This window comes from Nocardia sp. No.11 (assembly GCF_038752175.1).
GTDB classification, from domain to species: domain Bacteria; phylum Actinomycetota; class Actinomycetes; order Mycobacteriales; family Mycobacteriaceae; genus Nocardia; species Nocardia canadensis.
The window spans coordinates 36,671-62,919 of record NZ_JBCGFB010000006.1; the positions used below are offsets into that span (position 1 = coordinate 36,671).

Genomic DNA, 26,249 nt, shown 5'->3' on the forward strand with positions numbered 1-26,249 from the left:
CTCGGCGGCCTTCTCGCTGAATGGCCGTGTTCACCGATTTCGGTGCCTATCCCGCCTCTTGCGTGTATGGGGTGTACTGCTTCGGGATATCGACTGCCGGTCGTTCAGCGATGAGGAACGGCATCATGAGGTCGAGCAGTTCGTGCGGCCTGTCGAGCGGGATGAGGTGGCCGCAGTCCGGGATGACCTGACCGACGAGGTCATCGGTGATGGGTCGGAGCTGTCGCTCCAACGCGTCGCCGACGGGGTGGGCGCCGATCGCCAGGGTGGGCATGGTGAGCCGGTGGGCCGCCGCGGCCTGATCGAGCTGGTCGGCGCTGATCGGCAGGCTATGGCCGAGATCGACCACGCCAACACCGAATAGTTCCTCCCCCCGTCATATCGGGTGGGTCTTGGGTCGGAAGACGGGCGCCTCCGACTCCATCAGTGGTGTTCGGCTACCCACACGATCAGAACCGGGACAGGGCGTCGAGCCCGCGCAGCATCAGCACGACATAGGCGATGGCGCCGACGCCGCACAGCGCGACGAAGCTCAGCGAAAGACGCAGCGCCACAGCGGACAACCACGGTCGAAGACCTGCTCTGCGACTGACCACCACACCAGCCAGCGACACCGCGATGGCGATGGCGGCGGGCGCTGCGAAGCTGCCGATCGTGACGACGACAGTCGGCAGCTCGACACCGGGCCGGTTCATCATCCAGACCAGGTCCGCCACCGCGACGACCAGGAAGCCCAGTGCCGCGTCGCCCCACCAATCGTCGGGTCTCGTTCGCTCTCGAAGCCCCAGGAGTCCACGCACACCCACAGTGAACCAGGGCCGGCACGCCGAGGCGAGCTGGAGGGAATCGACTCCGGCCTCGGGGAATCGCGAGAGGAGCCGCGCTTTCGAGCGCCGGTTCGTGGAGGCGTGCGCCCGCTACCCGTGCGCCGGTCGAGTGTGGGGTCAAGCCAGTTCTGCGGTGTCCTCGCGTGCGTCGTAGGCCGCGCGAGCGCGGTGAATCGAAGGCATGTGCTCAGCCGCCCATTCCAGCAGTACGTCGACGGGTTGGCGCAGTGTCTTGCCGAGTGGGGTGATCCGGTACTCGATCGCGATCGGACGGGTGTCGATGACGATCCGTTCGATCACGCCGTTGCGCTCCAGTCGGCGCAGGGTCGCGGTGAGCGACTTCTGTGTGACCGCGGGGATCGCGCGGCGTAGTTCGTTGAATCGGGACGGGCGTTCGCAGAGTTCGTTCAGGACGCTGAGCGACCATTTGTCGAGCACTTGATCGAGCAACTCGCGGTGCGCGGTGTCGATGCGGATCTCCCCGGCGGTATCCATGCTGAAACCTGGTTTCGTTGCAGTGTCTTCTTTCCACTAGGTAGCTTAGCGATACTTAGTCAAACGGAAGGCGAGACCATGACCGTTCAGCACTTCACGCCCGAGGGCATGCTGCAGCCGACCCCGTATCACCACGTGGCGGTGGGTACCGGATCGCGGCACGTGCACGTCAGCGGGCAGGTTTCCCGGCCGGCCGACGGGACTCCTGTCGCACCCGGTGACCTCGCCGGACAGATCGCTCAATCGCTGCGCAACACAGCCCTCGGCTTGGCAGGGGCGGGCGCCTCGTTCTCGGATGTGGTGCGCCTGACGTTCTACGTCACCGGGTGGAGTCCCGATCAGATAGGCGATTTCATGGCGGGCGTGGAGTCGGTCGCCGCGGACATCGGACTGCCGATTCCGATGCCTCCGGCCTCGCTCATCGGTGTCGACTACCTTTTCGAGGCCGACGTGCGTGTGGAAGTCGAGGCGACCGCCGTCCTCGACTGACCTTCCCACTCCGAGGTCGTGCCGGAAGTCGCCGAAGTGGTTGTGGCTCATGGTGCTCACTGCCCGGCCCTGCGGCGGACGGGCCTGCGCGGGCACTGTCAGCGGGATGAGGTGGGGCGCCAGCGTCAGTCCTGGATGGCCGCTGCGGCGACGATGCTGACCCCGGTCCGGGCGAGCACGGGCGCCCAGGTGACATGGCCACGGCGCATTCTCACACGTCCGTATCGGCTCGCCTCGACGCCGTACCCTTCATCTGAAAGATGATAGGAGAGTGCACATTTCGGTGAGCGGCTAGCGTGGGGGAATGCGAAGCGCAGGTCGTCCGCCGCCGGTCGTCTTCCTCAACGGTGTCTCGAGCGCGGGAAAGACCACCTTGGCCCGGGCCATCCAGGACGAAAGCGACGTCCCGTTCGTGTACTGGGGGATCGACACCTTGTTCGGCCTGGTGCCGCCGAAGTGGGGTGGCGGACGCGACGGTCCGCTCAGTCGCGACGGATTCTGGTATGACCGGAGTGAGCAGGATGCGGGCGGTCACCCCCTCCTGGTGATCCGCTACGGGCACGTCGGCTACCGGATGTTGCGGTCGGCGTGTTCTGCGGCTGCCGAGTTCGCCCGTGGCGGTGATCATCTGGTCATCGACGAGATGCTGCTGTCTCCGGACTTGCTGCCGATCTGGATGGAGGCACTGGCGGGACTGGACGTGCAGCTGGTGGGTGTCACCTGCCCGCTGGCAGTGGCTGAGCAGCGGGAACTGCTGCGTGGCAAGACAATCGGGCTGGCGCGAGGCCACTTCGGTACAGTGCACGACCACGGCTACCCCTACGACACGGTCGTCGACACGAGTACCGCGACACCCGCCGAATTGGCCAGGGTCGTGCTGGGGCGAGGGAGCCGCCCGCTCGAGTGACGGGCGTCGAGGCCGACCGGTGCGGTCGGGTCTCAGCTCGGCAGAATGCGCCGGGACCGCCCCGGTGCGTTTTGAGCGTGGTGCTCGATCACGGACGGTGCGTCGTGGTGGTCGTCGTCCGGCGGGGGAGAGCGAAGCCCAGGGCGACCATGCCGAGACCGAGGCCGAGGTGCAGCCAGTTGTCGGCGTCGTTGAGCGGCACGAAGTTCGCTTCGCTGTGCTCGTCGACGAGGAGCCCGTACAGCCACAGCGCCAGATAGACGACGCCGCCGCCGACCAGGTAGGCGCGGGCCGCCGTGGCGGTGGCGGCCGCGACCAGGCCGACCACGCCGAAGACGATGTGCACGATGTTGTGCAGTCCCGACACGGCGAAGACGCCGAGCAGTTTCGCGCCGGACTCGTGACCGGCCCACTGCAGGTCCTCGTAGTCGGTGGTGATACCCGGTACGAAGCCGAGGATGCCCACCACCAGGAAGACGGCTCCGACGACGAGCGCCGCCAGTTGGACCAGCGAACGTGCGGTTCCGCTACGTCCTACGGATGTGGACACAGCTGTCTCCTTTCGCTGTGACAGGCCGACCCGCGGGCCGACCCGCCTGCGGTTGTTCGGACGACTGTCGCTTGCCCGTGTCGTGGCTGGTCAAACAGCGAATCCCGTGGTCACAGGACGGCGGCCGCTCTACCGGCGCGGCGAAGACAGCCAGTGTCCCGACGCGCTCACGGGCGATAAGTTACTTTGCGTTCCGATAGTTGAGGGCAGGTCGCGGAGCGGCGAGTGAACGGGGGAAGTGACGTTTTGCCCGAAAATGTCCGGTCATTCTCTGCGCAAATGGCAATAGTTCGACTGTTGGAGAGCGTGAATCGGAACGTGCTCCCGACGGCGACCGCGATGCTAAGTTAATATTCATTCCGTCAGACTCGGTGCGTGAGTACGCATCGTGCGACGACGGTCGGATTGCTTGATACTCAACGAGGAGTGGCGTCATGGACGCACTGAGCAGGCGTAATGCCATGAAATTCGGTGGGATGCTGGGAGTGGCGGGCGCCTTCGCCGTCGCCGCGCCCGCACGCTCGCAACCGTGGAGCTGGTCACCGGAGGGATCCATCGCGGGCTCGGGCTCGGGCGCGGACCCGATGACGGTGTGGGATCCCGAAGCCGATGCCCTGATTCCCGGGCTGATCGACCGGGGCGACGTCCCCCGGGTCAACGAACTGCTCCGGACCTGGAAGACCAACGGACAACCACTCCCGGCCGGACTGCCCGCCGATCTCCGGGACTTCATGGAGAACGCGCGCAAGCTGCCGCCGTGGACCGACCCCGGCAAGCTCGACGCGGCGATCCAGTTCAACAAGAAGCGAGGCCTCTATCTCGGGGTGCTCTACGGATTCGCCAGCGGCATGATGAGCACCGTCATTCCCAAGGAGGCCAAGGCGGTCTACTACTCCAAGGGCGGCCACGATCTCAAGGACCGCATCACCAAGACCGCCAAGCTCGGCTACGACATCGGCACCGCGAATTCCTATGCCCCCGACGGGGAAATGATCGTCACGTGCGTGAAGACCCGCCTGGTTCACGCCGCGGTGCGGCACCTGCTGCCGCAGTCGCCGCACTGGGTGCACTCCGCCGAGGAGGACACGCCGATCAGCCAGAACGACATCATGGTCACCTGGCACAGCCTGGCCACCACGGTGATGAAATACCTGCTCTCCTGGAACGTGCCGATGCCGGCGAACGAGTCCGAGGGCTTCCTGCATTCCTGGCAGGTGGCCGCGTCTCTCCTCGGGGTCCGCGACGAGTACATCCCGAACTCCTGGCCGGAGGCCAACGGTCAGGCCGCGCAGGTTCTCGACCCGATCCTGGCGGTGACACCAGAAGGGGTCAAGCTCGCCGACCGGCTGCTGGGATTGGGCGCCAATATCGACTTCGCCATCCTGAGCAAGCCGGTCCTCGGCGCGTTCACCCGCTTTCTGCTGGGCGACAAGATCGCCGACGGGCTGGCCATTCCCCGCGAACCGGTCTGGGATCCGCTGCTGCGTTTCAGCTGGGGCCCGTTCATCGCGGTCCGCGAAGGTCTGCTCACCGCGGTGCCCCCGATCGGCGATCCGTACTGGCTGTTCGACGAGTTCTTGCGCAAGGCGGCCCTGATCTACCTGGCCGAATTGCAGATGCCGATCAGTATCGAGATCCCGACCATGAACCGCGACATGAGTCGGCCGCACCGCTGATCCGTTCCCTGTCTTGCCGTTCCGATTCCTGAAGTAAGGAGACGCACGATGCGTCCAACGCTTTTTCTCGCCGCTGCCGCACTCACGTCGGCGGCCGTTCTAGGCCCCGCCCCGAGTGCGGCGGCCCAGCCGACCGCTCCCGTCGCCGATGCCGGCACCGGTTCGTCGGTCGTCGACTCCGCCTCCAGGGCTGCGCAATCCGCGGTCGAACTCGCTCAGCGGGGTGATCTCATCGGATTCCTCGTGCTGATGGCGATCACCCCGATCCAGATGGTTACCGGCGGGGTGTGCGACCTGGCTGTCGGCGCCGGATCGTCCAATCCCTGCAGCCCCACCCGGTACTGAATCGACGTCACCGGCAGGCCTGCGCCGCCGACGCGATCGTCTATCCCGTCGGCGGCGCCTTGGGTGGCCGGGCCGGTGGGCGCGCGATGGACGGAGTCGGGCGCGATGTCGTCGGGGGTGGAGGTTTCGGCGACAGCCGGAGCTCGGTCGTCGTCGGGGGTCGTGTCGGGGTGGTCGTCGGCGCCGGTGGTGGGGTGGACAATGTCGGTGACGTCGTGGTCGAACCGGTCGGGCCCGTGGTCGGCGTGCTCGAAGCTGCTGGGCCCGTGGTCGAACTGGCCGGACCCGTGGTCGTCGTTTTTCCGGCCGGACCCGTGGTCGTCGTAGGCGAACCGGTCGAGCCCGTGATCGTGGTGGTGGTCGGCGCCGTGCTCGGAGTGGTGGTGCCCGCGTCAGTCGTCGTCTGGGGGACCGCCGACGTGGATGTCGAGGTCGTGGGGGACGGCGCGCTGGACGTGCTCTCGAGCGAAACACTGGCTGTGGCAGAGAAACTCGCGCTCACCGAGATCGTCGGCGAGTCGTCCGAGGCGGTCTCGGACGGCGGGGTCGTCGGTGTCTCCGTCTCGTCGACTGTGCTCGCAGGCACAGGCACAGGCGCAGGCGCCGGCTCCGGGTCCGGCTCTGACTCGGGGTCGGGGTCGAGCGAGAGATCAGTGGTCGAGGTGTCTGCGTCGGCGATGTCGCCTGGGGTGAAGACCTCGCTCTGTGTGTCGGAGACTGTGTTCGGGAGCAGTGCGCCCGGCTCGCCGGCGGCCACGCCGGAATCGGGCGGGACTACGGCAGGTTCGCACGAGAGATTCTTCGCCTCGTTCGCCCGCGCCGGCGGGTCCGGGTCCGCCCGGACGGCGAGGGTCGTCCCGATGACCGTGGCCGCCAACGCCGCCGCCACGCCTGCGCGCGTCAGTCGTCGTCGAAGCCGCTCGGCCGATGACACCGGGTCGGGCCGGTCGGATCGCCCAGGTTCTTCGGTGTTGTCGACGGTGTGCATCCAGCTCCTGCTTTCTCCCCGGTGCCGAGCGTGGTTATCGACGACGGCACAGCGCGGTCGGCGTGGGTGTTGTCAGGGATTCGAGTAGGGATCGACCTCGCGCAACCGTTGCCGGTGTATTCGCTGCAACTCGCCGGCCCGGGTGAGAAAGTCGGCGATTGTTTCCAGTTCGGCGGTGTCGTAATAGTTCAGCAGCATCTTGTAGCTCTCGACGATCATCGGTACGACGAGTTCTTGTACCCGATGGGCCGCGAGTTCGGTGGCCATCACGATCACGCGCCGACGATCGGTCGGGTGCAGGGAGCGCGCGATATAGCCTTGCTTCTCCAGGCGATTGAGCATGATCGTGACACCGGCGGAGGTGAGTCCGAGCCGTTCGGCCAGCCTGCCGGGTGTCGTGGATTTCTCGTCTTCGAGCAGGACGATCTCCAGTGCGCGCCGATCGGTCTCGTTCACGCCGAGCACTCTGATCAGCTCGCGGATCAGATCCTCGACGGATCCGTGATAGAACTCCAGCGCCCTTTTGAGCTCGGCCGGGATCCTGGCGGGTTGGCTTGTCGTCGGGCACACAGGCTTTCCCATCGATCACTTGAAACATGGAACCGCTCACCAGAACTCACCGATCAGGGCGGGCTCGATCGCCGGGCGCCCGATTCCGGCCGGGGGAGTCGGGGTGTGAGATCGGGCATGGTGGCTCCTGTCAATCGATCGACCGGCAGCTCGGACCACGGCTGACGAACATCACGAAAGCGGCACCCGCTCCGGCCGTCGGAGCATTCGTGGCGGTGCCGGACATGCACTGTACGACATAGCCGGGGATGCGACACCGCGCATCGAAATATTCGGTCGAAGTGGCTGCTGTGCGCCAAACGCTAAGTGGGGCAAGCAGTATCGGAGGCGATAGTCGTGGGGGGGGGGGGGGGGGGGGCCCCCCCCCCCCCCCCCCCGAGGTGTCGCCGCGCACGTGGACATGCTCACGCCCGCGACCGCGCGCGGGGTCAGGTCACATTGGTGGTGGTGAGGGTCGGGGACGGGTTCGGGTAGCACGACGTCGCGACGTTGCCCACGAAGGAGACGTTGGTCGTCATCGTCATGCCGGGACTGGCATAGCTGGTCCCCGCGTACTTGCTGGTGATCGGCGTTCCGGCGGCACCGGCGGTGACGTTGATGGTCACCGCCGGCGGCGTGAAGCTGGTGCCGCCCGCGATCGGACCCGGCACCGTCAGAACGACATTCCCGCCCGACGTGGCGACCGTGCCCGCCACGGTCCCGCCGGAGGCGGTCGCCGAGACCAGGGTCGAATTCGCGGGCGTCGGAATGGTCATCTTCAGGTTGCTGATGTTGTTCACCGTGAAGCCGGACGCCGAGCTGGGCACCGACGAGGCGCCCGGCGTGATGGTGATGGCCACCGCGGAACCCGAGGCCACCGAGCTCGGCGCGGTGCCGGTGACCGAGGTGTTCATGCTCGAGGTTTGGCCGATACCGAGGACGGTGCCCCGGCAGCTCCAATTCACGCTGACCGGGGCGGCATTTACCGGTGCGGCCAGGCAGAATATGGTGGCGACGGCCACCGGTGCGAGAAATCCGGCGGAAAAGAGCGAAGAGGTCGATCTCATGGCGATCTCCAGAAATATCGAGCAGCGGTGTGACGGGTTGTCGAGCCGCAAATGGGGGTGTTCGAAAAATATAGCGCGCTCTTCTCTTTCCGGGGTCGAAATCGTGAATCCGGGCCTCTCGGAATTATCATTATTCGCGATTAGATATTTACTCTGAATAGTTAATTCCGGAAAGCTGTCGAATTGTTTGCGAGGGCGCGCGGACCTGCGACGTCCGAGCGCTGCTCACTCCGGGGTGGCTTCGTGACCGGGATGGCCGTGGGTGCGACGGGCTTCTTTCATCTCGGCCTCGTAGAGGTGAGTGCGCCCGTCGACGAGTTCGCCGCGGATCTCGCGTTCGATGCGCCGGAACTGCGCGTAGTAGCCCTCGTCGTATTCCTCGACGATCTGGAAAGTCCAGCGGCCGGGCAGGACGTTGCGGCCCACCAACTCGGTGGCCAGCTTCTCGGCGAGGTGGACGTGCCCGGCCTCGCGCAGCATGTCCACGGCCGCACCGAGCGCGAGATCGGCGCCGCCGGTGAGCTGGTGGAAGCTGTAGAGGTGTCCGCGGGCACGTTCGGTGGTCTCCAACGCCTCGGACAGTTTTCCGACGGCCGCCACGGTCGCGGTGTCGACGCCGGCGGGCCGCTGGTGACGCTGGGCAGGCTGAGTGTTGTCGGTCATGTTCCGAGGCTATCGCCGGTGGCGAGCTGCGTATCCCGTCCGGCAGGGGGTATTGGCGAGGTATCCCTGTTGTCGATGATCGGAGGCACCATGAATTACATCGACGAGAACGACTCGGGCGGCAGCCGCGTGCGGATTCCCCGCAGTCGTGGCGCTGTGGGCGGGTTGGCGGTTCTGCTGCTCGGTGTGTGGGGCGCGCTCATACCCTTCCTCGGACCGTACTTCGATTTCGCGTTCACCCCGGACGATCCCTGGGCGTGGACTTCGGCGCGGGGCTGGCTGGAGGTGCTGCCCGGTGTGGTCGCGATCGCCGGCGGGCTGCTCATGCTGATGAGCAGGAACCGGGTGGTGGCCAGTGCCGGTGGCTGGCTGGCCGTGGCAGCCGGTACGTGGTTCGTGATCGGGCCGTTCCTCGCCGATCTACTCCGGCTCGGCGATCTGGGCGAACCCGTGGCCACCGGCGATCTGAAACGCGCGCTGCTGCACCTGACGTACTTCTACGGGCTCGGCGCGCTGATCCTGTTCTTCGCCGCCACCTCGCTGGGCCGGCTGTCGGTGCGCAGCGCGCGTGACATCGCGTTCGCGCGCCGGGAAGCGGTCGTGGGGGCCGGTGGTGATCGTGTCGTCGTCGACGATCAGGTGGTCGTCCCCGACGACACGGCCACGCCCGAACCGCACCTGCGCAAGCCCGACGTACGCCATCGCCCGGTGTGACCATCGCGAGCACCGACCCCGCACCCGCGTGGGTCAGTGCTCGCCCTCGGCGAACTCCTCGACGATCTTGGCGCAGAAGGCGGGCAGGTCGTCGGGGTTGCGGCTGGAGACCAGGCCGTTGTCGGTGACCACCGCTTCGTCGACGACCGTGCCGCCCGCATTGCGGATGTCGGTGCGGACACTGGGGTAGGAGGTGAGCGTGCGGCCGCGCACGGCATCGGCTTCGACCAGCGTCCACGGTCCGTGGCAGATCACGCCGATCGGTTTGCCCGTGGCGACGAACTCCTTGACGAAACCGACCGCGGCGGCGTCCTGGCGCAGCTTGTCGGGGTTGGTGGTCCCGCCGGGCAACAGCAGGGCGTCGTAGTCGTCCGGGCTCGCCTCGGCGACTGTGCGGTCGACCGGGAAGGTGTCACCGGGTTCGACATCGTGGTTCATCGCCTGGACCGTGCCGGAGCGCAGGGACAGCAGTTCGGTGGTGGCGCCGGCGCCCTCGACCGCGGCGCGCGGCTGGACGAGCTCCACCTGCTCCACACCGTCGGTGGCGAGGATGGCGACGTGCTTTCCGGTCAGTGCGTGCTGGGACATCATGATCTCCTCGTTCGGGGTCTGCGGGGCGCTTACCCGACTCCGCCCGGCGAAACAGCGCGGTGGGCGGCGGCCCGGTCGGGACCGGATCAGCTGCTGGCGACCGCGCTCGCGCCGATACCCAGATAGACGATCATCAGAACGAACAGGAACCATCCGGCGCCCTGCCAGAAGGGCCAGCGTCGTCCCCGCCGCCATTCCACATAGGTCCGCACGAAGGCGCCCACCCCGCCCGCGAGCAGGATCACGGTGGGCCCGAGCAGCACCGCGGTCTCGGCCGCCGAATCGCACAGCGCGGTAGCGGCGTCGGCACAGGCCGCCCGGCCGCCGGCCCAGATCGCGGCGACCACGGCGGTCAGCGCCGCGAGCGCGATCACGACGATCGAGTAGAACAGCGCCTGCCTACCGACTCGGCTGTCGGTATCGACCATGACCATCACCTCACCCTTCGGGTTACCGAGGATGGGCATGCCAAACATGACGGGGCCCTGAGCGGTGCGTGCGCGCTCGGTCCATCGGCGCCTGGATGCTCTCGGGCGCAGCGGGAGTCGCCCGCTGGCGACCGGAGGGCGTTGGCGCAGCCGCGTCAGGTCGAACAGCGGACCGCTCGGGTACGATCAACGCGGTCGGCGGAGCTACCGGGTGGACCCGCAGACGACTCCAGGGCGCGAGTGCGGGTTCCCGTGGTGCCGCCGGCGATACCGACCGCGGAGGCCTTCCCCGATGACCGAGCATCCTGGCGCTTTCCCCGCCATGCCTCCGGTGACGAGTGCGGAAATCGTGATTCGACGCTCGCCTCTACGGTGGTTCTGGTCGGTCTCGGCACTGGTGGCGTGCGGGGCCCTGCTCTGGGGATGTGCCAACGTCCTGGTCATCTCGCAGCTGGACACGGATCTGTCCGCTGCGGAGTCGCAACGACTCATGGAACGGCGCCGGATACAGATTCCCGACTCGTTCGAATTCGTCGGCATGCGGCGCTTCGGCTGTCCGCCCCTGGCAGGGATGTGCGGCTATGTCGGCAGCTATGTCGCGCCGGCGGAACAACTCCCGGACTACCGGTCGATGTACACAGATCCCACGCATCGCCAACCGCTGCGCCCGGTGACCTGCGCCGAGTTGAAGAAGCAATTGGGTTTCGACCCGGCGACGAGGACAGGCGACAACGACTGGAAGTTCGACTGTACGAACGCGATCGATCTGTTCGCCAGCCTCCCCTATGGCGACGAGGTGCACGGCTACCCCACGCTCACCATCGCTCGTGACGCACAATTCGCCACGATCTAGTACTACACGCGGCCGAGCTGACCGTCTCGTGGGGCGAACGCGCCCCGCTGCTGGGTTGTTGAACGGGGCGCGTTCTCGATCGGCGATCCGCCCGGGCGGTCGCGACGACCTACGGCCGCGATACCCCCACCCGGCCGCACCACACGTCGAGAACCGATAAAGTTCGTCAAGGCAATCAACGGCGGCAAACGGCCACCTGTACCTGCGCGAACAGCCACAAGTGAGTCACGATCGATTGCCTGCTCCAAGCCGATGTGCTGAAATGGGGATTACCGGCCGGCCTTGACATCGCACCAGGGCCGGACGGGCGGTAGCAGGTCTGCCGGTGCCGAAGAATTCGAGAAATCGATGAACACGTCCCGCCATTCACGCCACTGGTTGAAGTCGACGCCCGCCGATCCGGTCGGCGCGGGCCGACGGTTGCACGCCGAGACCGAACCGTGCGGGCACACCGCTGTGCTGGCGGTGCGCGGCAGCATCGACGCCTATACCCTGACCCGTTGGCAGCGGCTGCTGCATTCGACGATCAGCGCCACCTCCGCCGACGGCGGCAGATATCTCATCGTCGACCTCACCGATGTCGAGTTCCTGTCGTTGCGCGCGGTCCTGACGATGGCCGAGTGCACCGGGTACGCGCGCCGACGAGGTGTGGCGGTGAGCGTGGTCGACGCACACCCGTATGCGATGGCGGGCCGGGTCACCGAGATCGCCGGGCTGAGCCAGTGGCTGCCGGTCTATCCCGAATTCGTTGCCGCGTTGGCCGCGACCAAGACCGATGCGCCTCCGCTGGCGCAGAGCATCAGCGGTAGCCACCACCCTGGGCATTCGCAAGGACGGACGCGGCGACGACGACGGCCGTGGTTCACTTCCACCCCGACCGCCCGCTCTTGAAGCCGCTTCGCCCGCTCTTCCCGCAATCGAGAACCGTCATGTCCCGTGAGCTCGACCATCGACCAGCGCAGTTGGACCACCCGGCCCCCTTCGGCGATGCCTCGTTCGTGTCCTGGCCTGATCCCAGCCCACTGCAATCGTGGTGGGACCAGGTCATGGGCGACCACGTCATCCCGACCGCGGGCTCCACCCGCAGGCGCGGACACAAGGCGACCCCTGCCGGAACGCCGCCCGCCGATACCGGTGTCGCGTCGCGCAGAGTTCGCCACTCGAGGTACAGCTAGCCTTGATCCTGTGAGCCGGCAGCGTCGGCACCGATGCTGCCGACCCGACGGGCCCCCGCGGCCGCCGAGGGGCAAGTGCGTTTTCGTGACGACGGGAGAAGCACGATGAGCATGTCGGTAGCGTCGCTCGGGCATTCGACGGTGCGGCTGGCGGGGCCAGACGGTGTGGTCGTGATCGACCCGGGGGTCTTGGCGCCACCGGCGGCCTTCGAGGACGTGGCGGCCTACCTGATCACCCATGATCACGACGACCACGTCGACGGCGGACGCATCGCCTCGGCGCTGGCCGCACAGCCGAGCGCCCGGGTGCTGGCTCCGCAGGTGGTGATCGACAAGCTGCTCGCCGCCGGCGTCGAGGCCCGGCAGCTCGAAACAGCACCAGCGGACACCGTTTTCGAGGTCGCGGGCTTGACGGTCCGGGCGATGGTGGGTGAGCACGCCGCGATCTATCCGACCCTGCCGGATTCACCCAACGTCGCCTACCTGATCGACCGCCGGATTCTGCATCCCGGTGACGCCTTCCCCGCGCTGCCCGACGGTACCGCGCTCGATGTGCTGTTCCTGCCGGTGAGTGGGCCGTGGATGCGGTACGCCGATGCCGTGGACTATGTCGCCGAGACCCGGCCGGACCTGGTCGTCCCCATCCATGACGGCGACCTCAACGACATCGGCCGCACCCTGACCGACCAGCTGGCCGGCCTGCTGCCCGAGACGGTGCGCTACCAGCGCCTCGACGTCGGCGTGCCTGTCACGGTCTGAGGCGCTCCCACGGACCGAACCAGCGTCGGGAATCGGCGACGAGGCGATCTCCTGTCGGATTCCTCGTGAGGAGGTCCGTTCGCGGGTGGCATGAGAATGGTCCCTTTCCTCACCGAGCGAGTACCACTCCTACGGCGGCGACGACGAAGACCGCCACCAACAGCACCGCCACGATGACAGCCGCCACCCCGGTCGGTGGGAAATGGCGGCTGGTGCGCGGCTCCGGCGCAGAGAGCCCCGAGGTCTGGGCGGATTCCGGCGGCGTCGATCCCGGTGGCACGCCGCCTCCCGGTTCCAGATCGGGAGTGTTGGCTGGGTCGGGGTCTGTCGAGTTCATTCGCACCTCTCTTCTTCGGGTTCCCTCTCCCCGCTATAGACGCTGTCGTCGTTTTCAATCGCGGAGGTAACGCCCGACGACGGCATGTTCCGGAAGGTGGAGGTCAGGCGACCGGATGTCACACCACAGGGGGAGGCCGGGGTGTGCTGTCCGATCTAGGGTGATCGGGTGGTCGACGAGCGGGTCGTGGTCTGGATGCGGCAGCGGACGGCGCTGGTGGATGGGGTTTCGGCGCTGGTTCTGGGGGTGGTGTGCGCGCTGATCGGGGTGCTGGTGGGGGCCGGGGGTGCGCATTTCGGGTTCACGGTCGCGTTGCTCGTGCCGGTGGCGTTTCGCAGGCGATGGCCGGAATGGGCGGCGGTCGCCGTGGCGGTGGTGGCGTTGGCGCAATGGGCGACGGTCCGGGCCACGATCGGAGCTCTGGTGGCGGACGTCGCGGTGCCGATCATGGTGTACACCCTCGCCGCGTACGGGCGGTGGTACTGGAGCCGGATCGGGCTGGCCGCGGGCCTGGGTGGGGCGATTCTCGGGGGTTGGAGCTGGCCGCAGCTGCCGATGCCCGCGCTGGCGCATCTGATCGTCGGCGCGTTTCTGGCGAGCACGGTGGTCGCGGCCTGGCTCGGGGGCGCCTGGCAGCGATCCCGGCGAAGGGAGTTCGCGGCGCTGGCCGAACGCGCGGCATTGCTCGAGACCAATATCGAACAGCAGACCCGGCTGGCGGTGCTGTCCGAACGGACACGGATCGCACGCGACATCCACGATATTCTCGCGCACTCACTGGGGGTGATCATCGCGCAGTCCGACGGCGGCCGATACGCCGCGCGCGCGGAGCCGCAGCGGGCGATCGAGGCGTTGCAGGCCATCGGCGCTCAAGGTCGAGAGGCGCTGGTCGAGACCCGCCGAGCGATCGGAGTACTGCGTGAGGACGACGGCGGGGGACCGGATGCCATACCCGCACTGGGTATTTCGGACCTGCCCGCCCTGGTCGACGAGGTTCGTGGCGCCGGGCTGACGGTGGACCTGACGATCGAGATGGCCGGTGCGGAGCCCGACTCCGGCGTGCATCTGGTCGTGTACCGCATCGTGCAGGAGGGGCTGACCAATATCGTCAAGCATGGGGGACCTGATGCGCGAGCCGAGATTTCGGTGCGTTCGGGCCGGGGCCGGCTGTGTGTTCGCATCGCCGACGACGGGTCCGCCACCGTTCCGGGCCCCGCCGGTTACGGGCTGATCGGGATGCGCGAGCGGCTGGCGGCTTACGGCGGCGAACTCGAGTTCGGCCCGCGACCCGGGCGCGGCCACCTCTTGGAAGCCCGAATCCCGTGGGAGAGCCGATGATCACGGTGATGCTCGTCGAGGATCAGGTTCTCGTCCGCGCGGGCTTGCGCATGGTGGTGGACTCCCAACCCGACCTGCGTGTCGTCGGAGAGGCCGGGGACGGGTTGTCCGCACTCGCGGTGGCGGCGAGCGTCGCGCCGGATGTTGTCGTCATGGACGTCCAGCTGCCGCATCTGGACGGCATCGAGACGACCCGCCGCTTGCTGGCGACCGAACATCAGCCCAAGGTGCTGGTGCTGACGACCTACGACCTCGACGACTACGCCGTGGCCGCCGTGCGTGGCGGCGCCAGCGGGTTCCTGCTGAAAGACGCTCCGCCGGAAGACTTTCTGGCCGCGATCCGCACCGTGCACGCCGGTGATGCCGTGCTGGCCGCCTCCACCACCCGCCGCCTGCTCGACCGCCTCGCCCCGCCGGTCAACCTGGCCGCCCGCCGCCAGGTCGGCGTCCTCACCCAGCGTGAGACCGAGGTGCTGCGGGTCATGGCCCGTGGTCTGTCCAATGCCGAGATCGCGGCGACGCTGGCCGTCGGGGCGGGCACGGTGAAGACCCATGTCCGCCACATCCTCGGCAAGCTCGGTGTGCGCGACCGGGTCCAGGCAGTGATTCTCGCCCACGAGGCCGGACTCGGGTCCGGCTCCGTCGGCTGAATCAGCGCAGCGCTACCGATCCCGCGCGCAGTGGGAGTCGGTGGCAGGCAGGGTGCCGTCCAACAGGTACCCCTCGACAGCGTTGTCGATACACGCCGAGCGATCGAACAGGTAGACCCCGTGGCGGAAGGCGTTGTCCAAGGTGAGCGCGCGGGCCGCCGGGAGTGCCTGGCGCATCGCGCGTTGTCCGGCGACGGGGGCGACCGGGTCGCCCTCGGCGCCGACGAGCAAGGCGGGCGATCGGTTTCCGATGGTGGTCGCGGGCTCGACGGGGCTCACCGGCCACAGCGGGCAGGGGGTGACGCGGCGGGCGAGGGCCCCGAACATCGGCTCCGCGGCGCGGTGGCTCTCGATATCGGCGTAGGTGTCCTCGATGTCGCGGGCGGCGCGGTCGGCGCATTGATTGGCGACCGTCGCGCTGAAACCGAATTCGGGCAGCACCGTCGAGTCGGCGTACAGCGCGAGTTTGGCCGCCAAGCCGGCGGGCGGGTCGACGGGGTGACCGAGGGTCGCGTCGGACAGCGCCCGCAATTGGGCGCTGAAGTCGGTGTAGGACGTGTCGGAGTCGTCGACGGTGAGCAGCAGGCCCGCGACCATGTCCGCGGTGATGGTGACCTCGGCGATGCCGACCGGCACGGTCGAGATCGCGTCGAACATCGCGTCGATCGCCGCGAGCACCGCCTCCGGGGTTGTGCCCCAGGCGAGTTCGGCATCGCGGCCGGCAGCCCAGCGTGCCCAATCCGCGAGCGCCGCCGCGGCGGCCGGTGCGGTGGCGCGGGTCAGGTCCGGGCCCGGCGCACCGGGATCGAGGCTGCTGTCTAGGACGAACCGATCGGCGTGCTCCCCGAACATCTGGAGATAGACGGCGCCCAGGTACGTGCCCCACGACCAGCCGAGATACGAGATCTTCGGTACTTCCAGCAGCGTCCGGAGCAGGTCCATATCGCGTGCCATCGCCCGGGTCGAGGCGTGCGGCAGCAGCTCTCGCTGCGGTTCGCACAGGCGAGCGAGCTCGCGCGCCTGTGCGACGGTGCGGTCGAACCCCGGCCGGTCCGCCGGCGCGGTCTGCGCGAGACCGAGATAGGCGCTCGTGGACCAACCGCATTCCAGCGGTGACGCGGCGCCGAAGAACCGGGGATCCATGCCGATCAGGTCGTAGCGCTCCGCGAGGGCCGCCGTTGCCGGATGACCGCCCTCGGGCCCGTCGATGAGCATCGATACCCCGTCCCGGGACGGTCCCGGTCCGCCGGTCTGCACCACCAGGGTGCCGAGCCGGTGCGCGGGGTCGGACGCGGGTCGGCGCGCTACCGCGATCGTGATCTTCCGACCCGTGGGATCGGCGTAGTCCAGCGGTGCCTGGAACTCTCCGCACAGTGCTCCCGCCGCGGCCAGTCGGGCACCGACCGTGTCCTGTGCGCTGGTGCGGCAATCGTGCCAGTCGATGATGTGATCGGGGCTTCCCGACGCGGCCTGCTGGGGACCGCAACCGGTCAGCATCACCGTGGAGACGAGCACCGAGACTGCCGATGCCATTGTTTTCCAGTAGCGGTCGATCCTGATTTCGTTCATGGCAGTCGACGTTAGGAAGCGGCGTGGCCGCCGGCATCTACCCGGCGAACGACTGTGGACTCCGTCGCTGGGGATACCTGGCCATCGGTGGTGCGATTCGCCCTGGACGCTCTGGCGTACGCGGTCTGTCGATTTTCCGGGCTCCCATTCGACCTAGGAAAAGACGGCCGGCGGCAGGGCCGGACAACCTACCCGAATGAGGATGCGAAATGACTGGCAACGATCTCGATGTACTGCTCGGCGCGTGGGAACTGACCGGGCGTAGCCACACCGCGGATCACGACGACATCACCGGGACTCTCACCGCGACCCGCCTCCTGGACGGCGGGCTCTTGCAACTCGACGGCCGCATGCTGGTCGGGAACACCGAGATCCACAGCCTGGAATTGATCTGGCCGGACGACACCGACTCGGGTTTCGCCGCGCACGTGTATTCCGGTTCCGGCGCCCCGCTGAATTACCGGTGGAGCCGTCGGGGTGACACGATCGTGCATGCCGGACTCGGCATGACCTACACCGGCACCATCAGCACCGACGGTGCCACGATCACCGGTACCTGGCTGCCCGACCCGGACCGTCCGGACATGGCCGAGGCTGCCTACGACGCCACGATGCGCCGGATCTGAACCGGCTGTGCCCGACCTGGTTCGCTGAATTCATCGACTCGAAACACCGCGGGTTGTTCCGGGAAACAGCGCTTCTCGATGCTGTGCCGGAATCCCGTCGGATAAGAGGTACGAATGTGAATTCGGGAGATACCGCGTGGGTGCTGGCCTGCGCCGCGCTGGTGATGGTGATGACACCGGGACTGGCGTTCTTCTACGGCGGCATGGTGGGCAGCAAAAGTGTGCTCAACATGCTGATGATGAACTTCAGCTGTCTGGGTGTGGTGTCGACGCTCTGGCTGCTCTACGGCTACAGCGAGGCATTCGGCGACGATGCCGGGTACGGGCTCGTCGGCGACATGTCGCACGCGCTGCTGCGCACGACTCAGGGGACGTTGTCCGGGCCGGCCGGCCACCAGATTCCGACCATGGCGTTCGTGATGTTCCAGTTGATGTTCGCGGTCATCACGACGGCGCTGATCACCGGTGCGATCGCCGGTCGGACTCGTTTCTGGTCGTGGATCGTGTTCGCGGCGCTCTGGGTCAGCGTCGTGTATTTCCCGGTGGCGCATTGGGTTTTCCACGTCAGCGGTTTCACCGATACCGACTCCTCCGGTACCTCCTCGGAGGTCGGCGGGTGGATCGCGAACCGGCTGGGGGCCTTCGATTTCGCCGGCGGCACCGCGGTGCACATCAACGCCGGCGCGGCGGCGCTGGCGTTGGTGCTGGTGATCGGCAAACGTCACGGCTGGCCGCGCAGCATCGCTCGCCCACACAATGTGCCGTTCACCCTGCTCGGTGCGTCGCTGCTGTGGTTCGGCTGGTATGGCTTCAACGCCGGATCCGCGCTGGCCGCAGGCGATCTCGGTGCCCTCGCGTTCACCAACACCACCATCGCGGCAGGCGCGGCGTCGTTCGCCTGGATCGTCGTCGAACAACTCCGAGACGGGCGACCCACCACCATCGGCGCGTCCTCGGGCGCGGTCGCGGGCTTGGTCGCGATCACGCCGGCGTGCGGATTCGTCGGATCTGTCGGCGCCCTGTGCATCGGGGTGGCCGCGGGCATCTGCTGCGCACTGGCCGTCGGCCTGAAATACACCTTCGGCTACGACGATTCCCTCGACGTGGTCGGAGTCCATTTGGTCGGGGGAGTGGTCGGCACCCTGCTGGTCGGGCTGTTCGCCGACGTCTCGGTCAACCCCGCAGGAGGCAACGGCCTTTTCTACGGCGGCGGATTCGTCCAGTTGCAGCGCCAAGCCATCGCCTCGGTGGCCGTCATGGCCTACTCGTTCCTGGTGACCCTCCTGCTGGCGTGGCTGGTCGACAGGCTCGTCGGCCTGCGCGTCGACTCCGAATCCGAGGCCGAGGGCATCGACGAATCCGAACACGCCGAGTCCGCTTACAGCCCGACCACCCCGCCCGGTGCGTTGGCCCCCGCTCCGGTCCAGCCTCGGCCGGTGTCCCGGCCCCCACGTGTCCCGGTGCCCCGTCCCGCTCCGCGGCCCAACGACCACTTCTGGTGACCGCGGGTTGCCGGAATGCGTACCGGGGCCTGCGTGGGGTGATCGGTGTTGGGTTCACGGTGAACGAAAGCCCTTGTCGGGGGCGGCGGTCGCGCGGGAGTCTTCGCCCCGCCGATGGAACAGAGGGATACATCGATCGGTGGTTCGACGAGGAGGCCTCCACCCACGGCAAGATCATCCACTATCCGGGCCGGGGCACCTCCGGCGACGACCAGGGGTGGGCGCCCACAAGGACTACGGATACCTCGCGCTGCTGCAACAGGACGGGGCGAGATGCTCGAGATCGCCACCCGGGGCTATCAGACGGCCACCCGGCATCGCGTGGTCAGCCCGCCCGCCGGAGTCGACCGGTACTCGGTGCCGTTCTTTCTCGGGCCCGCCTCGAAGCGATCGTCGAACCGCTCGCGCTGCCCGCCGATCTCGCCGCCAGTGCCCGCGGCCGATGTGCTCGCCGAACGGGGACGCAGGTGAGGGAGCACTGGTCGGTCGGCCGCGAGGGAGTCGACGACCCGATCGCCGATCTGACGGCTGCTCTGCCCGGAGCCCGGTGGCGGCGCCCACCGATCCACGTGGTGGTCCGCCCCGTGGACCGGACGGCGCCGCACCGTCGACGCCGCGAAATCGATGCTTGCGGGACTTTAGCGAGACCGACGACGGGTGAGGCGTTGGATTGCCGGTCATGTCGACTCGGCGGGTCATCGTCGCAGTTTGGCCGGAGTGCGGGCGCGCCATGCCGGTGGACCGAAGGTCAGTTAGCTGAAAGTGTGCTGTGTGTAGTCTTTGCGCGTCCTGGTCGAAGGAGGCGCGCGGTGTCCGCTCGTCTCATGAGGGTCGGAGGTTTGTGCACACATGATTCGGCATCGCTCGGTTCCGCGTCCGCCGGTACTCGCGCCCGGCGTCGCGACATCGCATTTCCGTCCCGTGCTGCTCGACGCGTCGAGCCCGGAAGGACTGCGCGATCTGGAAGCGCTGGCGGGCTCGGATGCTGTCGGTGCGGTGCACGACACGATCGACGATCAGCTCGACGAATTGATCCGCTGCGAGGACCCCGCTGTCTCGCAGACAGCGGAGTCCCTGGCGGCGTCGCGACGTCGGATCTGCGGCGAAACCGCATTGTGGCGGTGGGGAACGTGGGTGTTCTATCCGTGGAACGGCCGGCTGGTGCATGTGCTGCCGCGCGAGGGTTTCCAGCGGGTGCGGACCGATCGGAACCGCAACAAGATCGACCGCGGGCAGCAGCGCGACCTGCGCGAGCGGCGGATCGGTGTGGTCGGGCTGTCGGTGGGTAGCAGCGCGGCGGTGACGCTGGCGATGGAAGGGGTCGGCGGTTCGTTCCGCCTGGCCGACTTCGACACGATCGGGTTGTCGAACCTGAACCGGCTGCGGGCGGGGATCGGTGATCTCGGGGTTTCCAAGGCGGTGCTGGCGGCGCGGCAGATGTTCGAGATCGACCCCTATCTCGACATCGAGGTGTTCACGGCCGGGCTGACCGAGGAGTCGATCGGTTCGTTCTTCGACGGCGTCGACGGCACCCGGCCGCTGGATCTGCTGGTGGAGGAATGCGACACGGTGTGGGCGAAAGTCGCCGCCCGCGAGTACGCGCGGAGCCGGGGGATCCCGGTGCTGATGGACGCCAATGATCGCGGCCTGCTCGATGTCGAGCGCTTCGATCTCGAACCACTGCGCCCGCTGTTCCACGGCCGCACCGGCACGGCGACCTCGTCCGATGTCGCGAGGATGAACCGGGACGAGCTGCTGTCGTTTCTGCTGGCGGTCGTCGACGAGCCGCGGCTGAGTCCGGCGATGCGCGACGCGATCGGTGCGATCGGCCGAACCCTGTCCAGCTGGCCACAACTCGCCTCGGGGGTGATGCTCGGCGGCGCGCTGGTGGCGGACACCGCACGCCGGATCCTGCTCGGCGAGCTGATCCCGTCGGGGCGGAGCTATATCGACCTCGACGAGCTCATACCCGCCGAAGGTCGGCGGATCGACGCGGAATTCGCGCAGGCGATGGAGGAAGTCCGTTGACGGTGGACCTGCGCGACGTGGAACTGGTCGGTACGCGACTGCGGTTGCGTGATCTGCGTGCCGGTGATCTGGGCACCTATCAGCGGATCTTCACCGATCCACAGCTGACCCGATTCATGGGCACCGACAGCATGGGTGTCCGGGCAGCGGCGGCGGCGTTCGACGCCGCCCTGCGCGCCCGCGGTGAGAGCCCGCGGCGCAAGTACACGCTGGCGATCACGGCACCCGATGAGGACACCATGGTCGGCACCATCGGCCTGCTGGTCGAGGATTTCGGCAGCAACGCGATGATCGGCGGTCTGGTCGTGATTCCGGAAGGGGCGCTGCGCGCGGGAGGCATCGAGGCGGGGCGGCTCATGGCGGCCTTCGCCTTCGGGCCGCTCGGGATCCACCGGGTCTGGGCGGGGCATCGGCACGATCATCCGGTGATGGACACGGTGATGGCGGGAGTGGGCTTGACACCGGAGGCGCGGCTGCGACAGCTGTACCGAACCCAGGGCCGGTGGCGCGACGTGTGCACCTATGCGGCGTTGCGGCCGGAATGGGCCGCGACGGCGACCGCGGCCGAACGCCGGATTCTGGCGTTGCGGCCCACCGCGGCAAGGGAACACGCCGTCGCGGGCCGGTGAGGTCGGTGCGCAACCCTGCCGAATCGGGCTCCGAGCGGGCGATGTCGCGATAGCATCGCCGACTACAGGCCCATGCAATCACCTTTGCCCCGAATTGCCACCACCCGAAACGCGCATCGGCCGGCGACGGGAGGCACTCCACCGCCGGCTTGGATCCGAAGTGGAGATCACCGATGGCAGTGCTGATCGACTCCGACTATTTCACGCCGGCGGACCGCCGCGAGGCGGTCACCGCCATCCTGCAGGAAGCCGATATCGGGGCGAACCTGCAGATGTGGGATTCACCGGCGGAAGTGGTCAGCCGGCACCAGGCCTGGATGCTGGGTCCGATCGCGCTCACCCGCTCGGAGGTCTCCGGCCACCAGGTCTGCCGCACCAGGCGGCACGAGCGGATCACGCCCAGCGACACCCTGACGGTGACCGTTCAGAACGGGCAGGTCCGCAGGCACGAACAGTTCGGTGCGCAAACGCTGATCGAGCCCGGCGCCTGCGAGGTGATCGACCTGGCCACCACGTTCGCCTCCGGCTGGCACGGTCTCGGCGGAACGCTGTGTCTGCAGCTGTCCAGGGAGCGCCTCGGGATCTCCGCGGAAACGGTCGTCGCGGCGCACGGGCGGCTGGCGGCATCGCCGCTGTACCCGATGGTCACGGCGCAGATCCAGCATCTCGTCGCGATCGCCGACCAGCTCGAAGCCGACCCGGCCGCCGCCTCGGTGGGCGAGTCGTGCCTGGAAATGGTTCGGGCGCTGCTGATCTCGGCGGCCGGCCGCGGTCCGGGTGACGGTGGCGCCATCCCGGAGCAACTGCTGATCGAACAGATCCTCGAGTACGTGCGGACACACCTGGCCGATTCGACCCTGAAGATTCCCGGCATCGCCGCCGCCAACAACATCTCCGTTCGGCACCTGTACAAGGTCTGCGCGCAGTCGGGTATCAGCCTCGAGCAGTGGATCATCGAACAACGCCTGGTCCGGGCCCGCGACATGCTGATCGACCGGGGTTACGCGCACCGTTCCGTCGCCGCCGTGGCCGGTGCCGTGGGCTTCCGCGATGCCGCCCACTTCACCCGGCGATTCCGGGAGGCGTTCGGCATGACGCCCCGGGACTGGCGCCGCAGCGCCTCCGACGCGGACACCCCGCCGACGTAGCGACGGAGTTCCCGCGGCGCGGAAGTTTGTGCGTGCACAGTCAGTGGCCGTGCAGTCACAGCCTGCTTCGGCGGCGAATTCGCCCTTATCGTTCGAATGTGGCTGCGCGAGACCGCTTCAGGAGTGTGAGTGTTCGCCGATGGACACCCGCTCCGATGCGGTCCGCGCCGAGGCATCGAGAGAGAGGGGAGACCATGTCCACGATCGGCAAAGCCATCCGGGCGGCGAGGACGGCCTCCGGTTTCACGCAGGCGGAGTTGGCCGACTGGATCGGCATCAGGGACGGAAACCAGATCAGTCGTTGGGAACGGGATGTGGTGACACCCAGTGCCGACAGTGTCGGCGAGTTGAAGAGGGTCCTGGGGGTGCGTCTCGACAACACGTCCGGAGGTGCGATGTCGTGCTGACCTGAACGCCTTTCCCGCCGGAGGCTGCGGTCGAGCCCACGGGCTGCGAGACCTACGAAAAGACCTGGGAGGTCGGGTAGTTCGGGGGGAGTGACGATCGTCGGTACGACCGCGCAGCATTCGAGCCGGGGCCCTTGCTCAGGGCCACGGCTCGAATGCTGTCGACGACTCGAGACCAGGCTGATGTTTCCGTCGGAACACCGACGCATGCGCGGTGGCTGACCCGTCAGGCGCCGTCGTGGCGGAGCGCATGTTCCTCGTCGCGTTCGGCATGCGCGTCGGGGAAATGGGTTCCGTGCGCGACGATTCCGGCGACGGTGTCGATGTAGTCGGTGCCCAGGGGTAGCCCCCGCAGGACCGAGCGCGCCCACAGCGAGCCTGCCAACAGATCTATGACGGCGCCGACATCGACGTCGGCCGGGATCTCCCCGCGTGCGATCGCCCGGTCGAAGATGGCCTGCTCGCGTTCGAGTCGTTCGCTGAAGAACTGGTGGCCGACGGTGGCGAGAGCCGGTCGCGACGCCGATGCGGACAAGACCGCCGCCGCGATGGCCGCGGTATCCTCCGCGGTCAGCAATCGGGCGATCTCGACTCCGAGCGCGGCGAGATCGCCGCGAAAGGTACCGGTGTCGGGGATGGAAATCCGCAGTGGCGCGGCAACAGTCAGTGCCGCGGCCAGCAACGCATCCTTGGACGGCCACCACCGATACAACGTCGTCTTGTTGACCCCGGATCTCTGGGCGACCGCCTCCATCGTCAAGCCGTCATATCCGGTCTCGGCGAGGAGTTCGAGGGCGGCGAGGTGGATGACCTCGGCTTTGCGCGGGCCTGCGGGAGGTGGGTCGGTTGCGGACATGTCGTAACGATACAACGCAACGTTGCGTTGGGTCTCTGCCTCGGCTACGTTGAATGCAACGCAACGTAGCGTTGTTTTTTGAGGAGGGCTGTGATGTCGGAATTTCTGCCGGTGGTTCTCGTCCACGGAATCAGGCTGAGCGGGGCGGCTTGGACGATGGTCGCCGATCGCATCGCCGACACTCATCCGGTGATCGCGGTCGATCTGCCCGGCCACGGACGTCGTCGCGGCGAGAAGTTCACGCTCGCCGCTGCTGCCGAAACAGTCACCGCCGCCATCGATTCCGTCGGTGGCCGCGCTGTGGTCGTCGGGCATTCTCTAGGGGGATACGTCAGCATCGCGGCCGCGGCCGCGGCTCCTGACGCAGTGGCCGGCCTCGTCGTCGCCGGCTCCACCTGCGTGCCGAGCCGATCGCTGATGCTGCCGTTCTCCGTCATGCATCGAGTGCTGTCGCGGCAATCCGATGGCGGCCAGCGGACGAGTGCGCGGCTGTTCGACGCGATGCTGCCCGAGCCGGTGGCGGTCGCCGTCAGCGGCGCAGGCATCGCCACCGAGGTGATCCCGGACGTGCTCGCCGAGCTCGGCCGATTCGACGTACTCGGAGCGCTGGGCTCACACCCAGGCCCGGTGTGGCTGATCAACGGCCGCCATGATCACCTGCGGGTACATGAACGTCGCTTCGTTCGGGCCTGCCGCGCCGGACGGCTGAGTGTGGTCCCCCGCGCCGGGCATTACCTGCCCTTGGCCGATCCTGAACGTTTCGTCGACATCGTTCTCGAAGCGGCCACGGGCGCTGAACAGCTGCACCGGCGTTCGCGGAATCCGACGTCTGGCAACTGTTCATGCACTACATCGACTTTCGTGGCGCGCACGACGCCGGGTACGAAGTCGGCGGACTGCGTTACGCGGTAGACGCCCACGACTGGCGGCGGGTGAGGATCGCCGGGTGGCTCGACCTGACCAATGATCGCGTCGTCGGCGGGGACGCCATACGACCCGCGCCGCCGGTGCCGAACCGGTTCTGTCCCATCCCGAATTCGCCGACGCGGTGCGTTCGGCACGGCGCGAGGTCGGCCGAGGGGGCCGACTCGAACGAAACCCGTTGCTGCGCTCGAAGGTCGTGCACGGTCGGCCGGGTCCGGCCACCGGCGCCACGCTGCGTGAGCTGCTCACCACGATGAGCGAATCCCTGCGCGACGAAACCCGCGGCGAGAAGCTGCACCGGGCACTCGACCGCACCTACCTGCGACCCGCGCCCACCCAGGAACGCGCCGCCGAACTACTCGGACTGCCCTTTTCCACCTACCGCCGACATCTCACCCGTGCGGTCGAGCGGGTCATCGACAAGATGTGGGAGATCGAGCTGTACGGCGCCGAGTTCTCGACCGATATGGCCGCCGAGGACCGGGCCGGGAACGGTGATTCGTAGCGACGATCAGCGGAGACTGCCGACACCGAGCGATCCGTTCGGCGGCGGCTCCTGATTCTCGGCGGCGCGGACGTAGGCGACGGGGTCCTTGTCGACCGGCCGCACGCCGGCGTAGTGGCGGGCCTCGTAGGCGGCGAAGGTGACAGCCAACGCGTGGCGCTGCGGCACGCCGGCCAGGCGGCGGAAATCGGTGAGGCCCTCGCGTTCTTCCTCCGCCATGTGGTCGCTGTTGGCGAGATTGGCTGCCGCGACGGCCGCGAACCAGTCGTCGGTGCCGACCTGATGATCCGCGACCGCGGCCACCGCGTCCCTGATGTCGTTGTGGTCGTGGATGGCGTCGAGCGTTTCGCTCTCGACCGCGCCTGTGCGCCTCGCCGCGATTCCGGCGTGCAACAAGGCCGGGTAGAAGATCTCCTCCTCGGCCAGCGCGTGCAGTTCCAGGAAGGCGGCGAGCCGGTCCCAGATCGCGGACAGCGCCTCGGTGTCGGTGCGGTTGATCTGTTCCAGGATCGCGAACAGACGCCGCTGTTCGTGGTGGTCGTCAAGGATCAGCTGGGTGATATCCACGATTCCTCCCTGAGACTGCTCGTCACAGCATGCAACGCCGGGGGCACCGGGCGTCGTCGTCGACATGCCGACCATAGCGCACCGTCT

34 protein-coding genes are annotated in these 26,249 nt (G+C 67.8%); 21 read left to right on the forward strand and 13 right to left on the reverse strand.

Going from position 1 to position 26,249, the window contains the following annotated elements:
• Positions 1–46 precede the first annotated feature (46 nt).
• The 3 genes from V8688_RS03380 to V8688_RS03390 all read right to left on the reverse strand — a co-directional run bounded on the left by V8688_RS03380 (position 47) and on the right by V8688_RS03390 (position 1,322).
• Positions 47–349: a hypothetical protein gene (locus V8688_RS03380; RefSeq protein ID WP_342800139.1), complete on the reverse strand. Its 303-nt coding sequence runs from the start codon at positions 347–349 to the stop codon at positions 47–49.
• A gap of 100 nt (positions 350–449) precedes the next feature.
• The gene (locus V8688_RS03385; RefSeq protein ID WP_342800140.1) at positions 450–800 is read right to left on the reverse strand and encodes a hypothetical protein; all 351 of its coding nucleotides are present in this window, start codon (positions 798–800) and stop codon (positions 450–452) included.
• Between the two features lie 144 nt (positions 801–944).
• Positions 945–1,322, reverse strand: coding sequence for a helix-turn-helix domain-containing protein (locus tag V8688_RS03390; RefSeq protein WP_342800141.1), 378 nt, complete (start codon positions 1,320–1,322; stop codon positions 945–947).
• A gap of 78 nt (positions 1,323–1,400) precedes the next feature.
• On the opposite strand from V8688_RS03390, the gene V8688_RS03395 reads away from it, so the two are divergent.
• Together V8688_RS03395 and V8688_RS03400 are read left to right on the forward strand one after the other, a co-directional pair.
• A complete protein-coding gene (locus V8688_RS03395; RefSeq protein WP_342800142.1) occupies positions 1,401–1,811 on the forward strand; it encodes a Rid family hydrolase in 411 nt (136 codons plus the stop codon).
• Positions 1,812–2,115: 304 nt separating this feature from the next.
• Entirely contained in the window at positions 2,116–2,718 is a 603-nt protein-coding gene (locus V8688_RS03400; protein ID WP_218719102.1) for a chloramphenicol phosphotransferase CPT family protein, read from the forward strand.
• Between the two features lie 88 nt (positions 2,719–2,806).
• Here the strand turns inward: V8688_RS03400 and V8688_RS03405 are convergent, their stop codons facing one another.
• Positions 2,807–3,268, reverse strand: a complete 462-nt coding sequence (locus V8688_RS03405) for a DUF4383 domain-containing protein (protein ID WP_218719103.1) — start codon at positions 3,266–3,268, stop codon at positions 2,807–2,809.
• Positions 3,269–3,702: 434 nt separating this feature from the next.
• Between V8688_RS03405 and V8688_RS03410 the strand changes: the two genes are divergently transcribed.
• From V8688_RS03410 to V8688_RS03420, 3 genes are all read left to right on the forward strand, one after another.
• A complete protein-coding gene (locus V8688_RS03410) occupies positions 3,703–4,944 on the forward strand; it encodes an oxygenase MpaB family protein (protein WP_218719104.1) in 1,242 nt (413 codons plus the stop codon).
• Positions 4,945–4,992: 48 nt separating this feature from the next.
• Entirely contained in the window at positions 4,993–5,289 is a 297-nt protein-coding gene (locus tag V8688_RS03415) for a hypothetical protein (RefSeq protein WP_218719105.1), read from the forward strand.
• Between the two features lie 86 nt (positions 5,290–5,375).
• Positions 5,376–6,365: a hypothetical protein gene (locus tag V8688_RS03420; RefSeq protein WP_342800143.1), complete on the forward strand. Its 990-nt coding sequence runs from the start codon at positions 5,376–5,378 to the stop codon at positions 6,363–6,365.
• Here V8688_RS03420 and V8688_RS03425 read toward each other — a convergent pair.
• Together V8688_RS03425 and V8688_RS03430 are read right to left on the reverse strand one after the other, a co-directional pair.
• On the reverse strand, positions 6,350–6,859 hold the full coding sequence (locus V8688_RS03425) for a MarR family transcriptional regulator (RefSeq protein ID WP_255587949.1): 510 nt from the start codon (positions 6,857–6,859) through the stop codon (positions 6,350–6,352). The genes V8688_RS03420 and V8688_RS03425 overlap by 16 nt on opposite strands.
• A gap of 416 nt (positions 6,860–7,275) precedes the next feature.
• Positions 7,276–7,452 (reverse strand): hypothetical protein, encoded by a 177-nt coding sequence (locus tag V8688_RS03430; protein WP_255587950.1) that lies wholly within the window; start codon positions 7,450–7,452, stop codon positions 7,276–7,278.
• On the opposite strand from V8688_RS03430, the gene V8688_RS03435 reads away from it, so the two are divergent.
• Entirely contained in the window at positions 7,445–8,050 is a 606-nt protein-coding gene (locus V8688_RS03435; RefSeq protein ID WP_342800144.1) for a hypothetical protein, read from the forward strand. The two genes, V8688_RS03430 and V8688_RS03435, sit on opposite strands and share 8 nt — an antisense overlap.
• 68 nt (positions 8,051–8,118) lie before the next feature.
• Here V8688_RS03435 and V8688_RS03440 read toward each other — a convergent pair whose 3' ends face one another.
• Entirely contained in the window at positions 8,119–8,556 is a 438-nt protein-coding gene (locus V8688_RS03440) for a hypothetical protein (RefSeq protein ID WP_218719107.1), read from the reverse strand.
• 90 nt (positions 8,557–8,646) lie between these two features.
• Between V8688_RS03440 and V8688_RS03445 the strand changes: the two genes are divergently transcribed.
• Positions 8,647–9,270 (forward strand): hypothetical protein, encoded by a 624-nt coding sequence (locus V8688_RS03445; protein ID WP_342800145.1) that lies wholly within the window; start codon positions 8,647–8,649, stop codon positions 9,268–9,270.
• A 33-nt stretch (positions 9,271–9,303) separates the two neighbouring features.
• On the opposite strand, the gene V8688_RS03450 is transcribed toward V8688_RS03445, so the two are convergent.
• Together V8688_RS03450 and V8688_RS03455 are read right to left on the reverse strand one after the other, a co-directional pair.
• The gene (locus V8688_RS03450) at positions 9,304–9,858 is read right to left on the reverse strand and encodes a type 1 glutamine amidotransferase domain-containing protein (protein WP_342800146.1); all 555 of its coding nucleotides are present in this window, start codon (positions 9,856–9,858) and stop codon (positions 9,304–9,306) included.
• Positions 9,859–9,947: 89 nt separating this feature from the next.
• A complete protein-coding gene (locus tag V8688_RS03455) occupies positions 9,948–10,328 on the reverse strand; it encodes a hypothetical protein (protein ID WP_255587951.1) in 381 nt (126 codons plus the stop codon).
• Positions 10,329–10,581: 253 nt separating this feature from the next.
• Between V8688_RS03455 and V8688_RS03460 the strand changes: the two genes are divergently transcribed.
• From V8688_RS03460 to V8688_RS03470, 3 genes are all read left to right on the forward strand, one after another.
• Positions 10,582–11,142 carry a hypothetical protein gene (locus V8688_RS03460; protein WP_342800147.1) on the forward strand — a complete coding sequence of 187 codons (561 nt, stop codon included), beginning with the start codon at positions 10,582–10,584 and terminating at the stop codon, positions 11,140–11,142.
• Positions 11,143–11,490: 348 nt separating this feature from the next.
• Positions 11,491–12,033 (forward strand): STAS domain-containing protein, encoded by a 543-nt coding sequence (locus V8688_RS03465; RefSeq protein WP_342800148.1) that lies wholly within the window; start codon positions 11,491–11,493, stop codon positions 12,031–12,033.
• Positions 12,034–12,422: 389 nt separating this feature from the next.
• Entirely contained in the window at positions 12,423–13,076 is a 654-nt protein-coding gene (locus V8688_RS03470; protein WP_342800149.1) for an MBL fold metallo-hydrolase, read from the forward strand.
• 109 nt (positions 13,077–13,185) lie between these two features.
• Here the strand turns inward: V8688_RS03470 and V8688_RS03475 are convergent, their stop codons facing one another.
• A complete protein-coding gene (locus V8688_RS03475) occupies positions 13,186–13,413 on the reverse strand; it encodes a DUF6480 family protein (protein WP_218719113.1) in 228 nt (75 codons plus the stop codon).
• A 168-nt stretch (positions 13,414–13,581) separates the two neighbouring features.
• On the opposite strand from V8688_RS03475, the gene V8688_RS03480 reads away from it, so the two are divergent.
• Together V8688_RS03480 and V8688_RS03485 are read left to right on the forward strand one after the other, a co-directional pair.
• Positions 13,582–14,751 (forward strand): histidine kinase, encoded by a 1,170-nt coding sequence (locus tag V8688_RS03480; protein ID WP_342800150.1) that lies wholly within the window; start codon positions 13,582–13,584, stop codon positions 14,749–14,751.
• The gene (locus V8688_RS03485) at positions 14,748–15,401 is read left to right on the forward strand and encodes a response regulator transcription factor (protein ID WP_218719114.1); all 654 of its coding nucleotides are present in this window, start codon (positions 14,748–14,750) and stop codon (positions 15,399–15,401) included. Before V8688_RS03480 ends, V8688_RS03485 begins: the two co-directional genes overlap by 4 nt.
• Before the next feature lie 12 nt (positions 15,402–15,413).
• Here the strand turns inward: V8688_RS03485 and V8688_RS03490 are convergent, their stop codons facing one another.
• Positions 15,414–16,934, reverse strand: coding sequence for an alpha/beta hydrolase (locus V8688_RS03490; protein WP_342800151.1), 1,521 nt, complete (start codon positions 16,932–16,934; stop codon positions 15,414–15,416).
• A gap of 245 nt (positions 16,935–17,179) precedes the next feature.
• Here V8688_RS03490 and V8688_RS03495 point away from each other — a divergent pair, with 245 nt between their 5' ends.
• The 7 genes from V8688_RS03495 to V8688_RS03525 all read left to right on the forward strand — a co-directional run bounded on the left by V8688_RS03495 (position 17,180) and on the right by V8688_RS03525 (position 23,310).
• Positions 17,180–17,596 carry a hypothetical protein gene (locus tag V8688_RS03495; protein WP_342800152.1) on the forward strand — a complete coding sequence of 139 codons (417 nt, stop codon included), beginning with the start codon at positions 17,180–17,182 and terminating at the stop codon, positions 17,594–17,596.
• A gap of 116 nt (positions 17,597–17,712) precedes the next feature.
• Complete coding sequence (locus tag V8688_RS03500) at positions 17,713–19,098, forward strand: ammonium transporter (protein ID WP_342800153.1); 1,386 nt, start codon at positions 17,713–17,715, stop codon at positions 19,096–19,098.
• 273 nt (positions 19,099–19,371) lie between these two features.
• A complete protein-coding gene (locus V8688_RS03505; RefSeq protein WP_342800154.1) occupies positions 19,372–19,569 on the forward strand; it encodes a hypothetical protein in 198 nt (65 codons plus the stop codon).
• 378 nt (positions 19,570–19,947) lie between these two features.
• Positions 19,948–21,126, forward strand: coding sequence for a ThiF family adenylyltransferase (locus tag V8688_RS03510; RefSeq protein ID WP_342800155.1), 1,179 nt, complete (start codon positions 19,948–19,950; stop codon positions 21,124–21,126).
• 2 nt (positions 21,127–21,128) lie between these two features.
• Entirely contained in the window at positions 21,129–21,755 is a 627-nt protein-coding gene (locus V8688_RS03515; RefSeq protein WP_308248535.1) for a GNAT family protein, read from the forward strand.
• 173 nt (positions 21,756–21,928) lie between these two features.
• Complete coding sequence (locus V8688_RS03520) at positions 21,929–22,903, forward strand: helix-turn-helix domain-containing protein (protein ID WP_218719119.1); 975 nt, start codon at positions 21,929–21,931, stop codon at positions 22,901–22,903.
• Between the two features lie 194 nt (positions 22,904–23,097).
• Positions 23,098–23,310, forward strand: coding sequence for a helix-turn-helix transcriptional regulator (locus V8688_RS03525; protein WP_218719120.1), 213 nt, complete (start codon positions 23,098–23,100; stop codon positions 23,308–23,310).
• Between the two features lie 226 nt (positions 23,311–23,536).
• Here V8688_RS03525 and V8688_RS03530 read toward each other — a convergent pair whose 3' ends face one another.
• Positions 23,537–24,292, reverse strand: a complete 756-nt coding sequence (locus V8688_RS03530) for a TetR/AcrR family transcriptional regulator (RefSeq protein ID WP_342800156.1) — start codon at positions 24,290–24,292, stop codon at positions 23,537–23,539.
• Here V8688_RS03530 and V8688_RS03535 point away from each other — a divergent pair.
• Together V8688_RS03535 and V8688_RS03540 are read left to right on the forward strand one after the other, a co-directional pair.
• The gene (locus V8688_RS03535) at positions 24,260–25,078 is read left to right on the forward strand and encodes an alpha/beta hydrolase (protein WP_218719122.1); all 819 of its coding nucleotides are present in this window, start codon (positions 24,260–24,262) and stop codon (positions 25,076–25,078) included. The two genes, V8688_RS03530 and V8688_RS03535, sit on opposite strands and share 33 nt — an antisense overlap.
• A 190-nt stretch (positions 25,079–25,268) precedes the next feature.
• Positions 25,269–25,595, forward strand: coding sequence for a hypothetical protein (locus tag V8688_RS03540; RefSeq protein ID WP_342800157.1), 327 nt, complete (start codon positions 25,269–25,271; stop codon positions 25,593–25,595).
• 6 nt (positions 25,596–25,601) lie between these two features.
• Here the strand turns inward: V8688_RS03540 and V8688_RS03545 are convergent, their stop codons facing one another.
• Complete coding sequence (locus tag V8688_RS03545) at positions 25,602–26,162, reverse strand: hemerythrin domain-containing protein (RefSeq protein ID WP_218719124.1); 561 nt, start codon at positions 26,160–26,162, stop codon at positions 25,602–25,604.
• Between the last annotated feature and the right edge of the window lie 87 nt (positions 26,163–26,249).